General features: G+C 72.8%; 3 protein-coding genes and 1 pseudogene. All 4 read right to left on the bottom strand.

Annotated features, from left to right (window positions below):
* A partial coding sequence (locus AB0M20_RS32985; RefSeq protein WP_364304251.1) for a class I SAM-dependent methyltransferase occupies positions 1 to 442 on the bottom strand: 442 nt, incomplete at its 3' end.
* Between the two features lie 101 nt (positions 443 to 543).
* Positions 544 to 2,199 carry a LuxR C-terminal-related transcriptional regulator gene (locus tag AB0M20_RS32990; RefSeq protein ID WP_364304252.1) on the bottom strand — a complete coding sequence of 552 codons (1,656 nt, stop codon included), beginning with the start codon at positions 2,197 to 2,199 and terminating at the stop codon, positions 544 to 546.
* 17 nt (positions 2,200 to 2,216) lie between these two features.
* Complete coding sequence (locus AB0M20_RS32995) at positions 2,217 to 3,080, bottom strand: DUF1080 domain-containing protein (protein WP_364304253.1); 864 nt, start codon at positions 3,078 to 3,080, stop codon at positions 2,217 to 2,219.
* Between the two features lie 112 nt (positions 3,081 to 3,192).
* A pseudogene (locus tag AB0M20_RS33000) lies at positions 3,193 to 3,471 on the bottom strand (short-chain dehydrogenase); the annotation flags it as partial.

The raw sequence follows: 3,471 nt of genomic DNA on the forward strand, positions 1-3,471 counted from the left end.
CGATGAGGAGCACGCGCCCGCCCGGCCTGGTCACACGCACCATCTCGCGCAGCGCCCGCGGCTGGTCGGGCACCAGCATGACGCCGAACTGCGAGCCGGTGACGTCGAAGCCGTCGTCCGGGAGATCGAGCGCATGGCAGTCCATCACCCGGCCCTCGGCCGCGAGCCCTTCGGCGGCCACACGGGCGCCGAATCGCTCGATCATCCTCGGGGACCAGTCGGTGGCCAGCACCTTCGCGCCGAGCCGCGCGGCCGGGAGGCTCAAGCCGCCCGGTCCCGCGGCGACATCGAGGAACGCGTCGCCCGCCCGCAGACCCGCCAGCCGGAGCCCGTGGGCGGCCACCTCGGATTCCCCCGGCGCGACGTGCTCGTCGTACAGCCCCGCGATCGCATCCCACGCCTCGACGGGCGCGGTGTGCGCAACCTGCTGCCGTTCTTCCATGTCGATCTCCTGTCCGGCTCCAGTACCAGCGGAGAAGACGCTAGGCAGCCGGGGACGGTCCGGCTTCGGTCGAACGATCCAGGCCGCCCCGGGAGGCATGGTCAGTTCTGTGTACGCGGCACCTCGATCAGGCCGTTCTCGTATGCGTAGGCGGTCGCCGCGGCGCGGGACGGCACTCCGAGCTTGGTGAGCGAATTGTGGACGTGCCGGGCGACGGTCTTCTCGGAGAGGCCGAGCTCGCTCGCGATCGCGCGGTTGGTCCGGCCCGATGCGACCAGCCGCAGCACCTGCACCTCGCGCCTGGTCAGACCACCGGGCGCCGGCCCGTACGCCCGGCCGGCGAGCGCGTCGAGTCGCTCGATGTCCGGCTTCGCGCCCAGCTCCTCGAAGACCTTCCGCGCGCCGTCGAGCTCCATCGCCGCGCTCTCGTGGTCGCCGAGTGCGCGGCAGGCGAGCCCGACCAGCACCTGGATGCGTGCGGTCTCGTACCGGGCGTCCAGCTCGCGCCACGCCGACCCCGCGGAGCGCAGCGTCGGCAACGCCGATCCCGCGTCGCCTTCGGCAAGCACCACCGCTCCCGCCGCCGACCCGGCCATGGCGTGCAGATACGGCGCACCGAGGCGCTCGGCGATCCGGACCAGTTCCCCGGCGCCATCCCGGGCCGCGGCGATGTCCCCCGCTGCGATCATGGTCTCGACATAGGCGGGGAGCAGGCGCGACCGGGCGGGCGTACCGCGGGCCTCGGTCAACGCGCGGCGCAGCACGGCGGCCGCGACGTCGACGCGTCCCTGCGCCAGCCGCAGCATGGCCAGACCCGGTTCCGGCCGGCGGCCGGATTCGCTGGCCCGGCGATAGCTCTCCTCGGCCCGGGCGAACTCGCCACGCAGTCGATGCAGCTCACCGAGCTGATAGAAGGCCGATCCGAGACTGTCCCACCGGACCGGGCCGGACAGGAGGTCGCACGCCTGGCGGGCGGCCCGCATCGCGTCGGCCCACGAGCCCTCCAGCTGCATGATCTCGCATCGGTGGACCAGGCAGTTGCCCCGATAGGGGACGAGGTCGGGCTGGGAGTCGCACCAGCGGTTGAGCGCGGCCGTCCATTGCCTCGCCCGCCGCAGGTCGAACAGGTCCGAGCAGCCGGCGATCGTCGTGCAGTAGGCGATGCCGGCATACAGCGGGGACACCTCGCCGGACGTGACCCCGGCCATGGCCTCGTCCAGCAGGGGCATGCCGGCTGCGCCGTCGCCCCGGAGCGCCAGGCACATGCCCTGGCCGAGGCGGGCCATCGTCAGCAGGTCGCAGTCGTCGAACCGCCGGCTTGCCGTGACGCTCTCCGCGAACGTGGGCTGCGCCCCGGCCGGGTCACCGGCCCACATCTGCGCGAAGGCGTTCCACGTCCGGAGCCACGCCTGTTCCGGGCAGTCACCGCGGCCTTCGAGAAGCCGTCCGCCTCGTGCGAACCATCCCAGCGCGGGTGCGGTCTCGCCCCGGAACATCAGTCCGGCGCCGATCATCAACGCGTTCCGGGCGGCCCGCCGCGGGTCGCCGAGACGGCCGGCCGCACGGTGGGCTCGCGTCCACGCCAGGGTGGATTCCTCGTCGAGGCCGGCCAGATACGCGGCGAGGGCCAGCCTCTCGAGATCGTCCAGCGCCAGCGGCGTCTCGGCGTCGGCGGTCACGAACCCCCGGTACGCCCCGCCCCATGAGCGCCGGTCGAACGACGCCCGCGCCTGCGCAAGTACGCCGCCGGCACTCATGCCCCTATCGCGCCGCGTCAGTCGCGGTCGGACAGGTCGAGGACTCTGATGTCACGGAAGGAGACTACGTCCTGCGGGGCGCCGTGCGCCTGCAGGCCGAGGTAGCCCACGAGCCCGCGGGAGCTGGAGTCGGGGTCGTTGGGGCGGCCGGGGAAGGGCACCCCCGGCACGTTCTCGTACTCGTTGATCACCACGCCATTGCGGATCACCGTGTAGTGCTGGCCGATCACGCGGATCTCGAGGTCGTTCCAGACACCGGGCGGCGTGGGGCGCGACTGTGCACTGTTGAGATCCGCGAACCCGTAGATGGAACCGGTCTTGCGCGGGTCGTTGCCGGGCGCCTCGGGCGAGTCGTTGATCTGGATCTCGTGCCCGCAGTTGACGGCGATCCAGGCCGCCGGGTTCTCCGTCTGCGGCGTGCCGTTGAACGTCATGGGGCAGCCGGGCACCGGTGGCCGGGGCGCCGGGAACCGCACCTGCACACCGCTGTTCGCGCGGGTGCCGGGAATCGGTGAGTCGTCGCGGAACTGCAGCCGGAGCGAGAAGTCACCGTACGGCCGCGCCGCGTACCACAGCACGCCGAGGTTGGGCGCGCCCGGGGCGGCGCGCAACGTCCCGTCGCGCTGCAATGTGATCGACGAACCGCCGGCATACCGCCACCGCTCGAAGCACCTGCGGCTGCCGTCGAAGATGACCTCGTAGCCGCGTTCGCCGCGTCGTGACTTCCCGCAGCCGCCGTCGTGGCCACCGCGCCCCGAGGTGCCGTGCGCCGTGTCGGCGTTGATTCGCGTGGCCACCTGCTGCATCACCGCGGGCGGAGCGATGAGCAGCCCGACCACAGCGACTGTGACGAGCGTGCCGAGCCTGCCGAGCCTGTACATCGTTGCCTTCTTTCCGCGCGGGGGCGGCGAACCTTCTCACGGTAAGCCCGCTGCCGGCGCGGCGCACCGTTCGATGCTCGTCGATTTTAAAACTCATCGTGCGCCGGCACGGTCAGAGATAGCGCACGCCGGTCAGTTCCTCGGCCGCCGCCCACAACCGCCTCGCCACGGCCGGATCGGCGGCCTCCGGGCTGAGCCGGGCGTCGGCGACCCCGCCCCGCGTCTCCCAGAGCCCCGACGGCCCGAAGAACCGGCCACCCCGCAGTCCGGGCTCGGTCGCGGCGCGCAACTGTGGCAGGGCGCCCTGTTCCACCGGCTGGGTGAGCAGCAGGCCGGCCCGCGCGAACAGCTGCCCGAGCCGGCCTCGGCCCGCCCAGGCGCGCGGCGTCAG

Source organism: Actinoplanes sp. NPDC051633, from assembly GCF_040681735.1.
Lineage (GTDB): Bacteria > Actinomycetota > Actinomycetes > Mycobacteriales > Micromonosporaceae > Actinoplanes.

What these genes read in the sequence shown, in the direction of transcription:
- AB0M20_RS32990 (WP_364304252.1), bottom strand. Translation starts at nt 2,199, where the DNA reads ATGAGTGCCGGCGGCGTACTTGCGCAGGCGCGGGCGTCGTTCGACCGG.
- AB0M20_RS32995 (WP_364304253.1), bottom strand. Translation starts at nt 3,080, where the DNA reads ATGTACAGGCTCGGCAGGCTCGGCACGCTCGTCACAGTCGCTGTGGTC.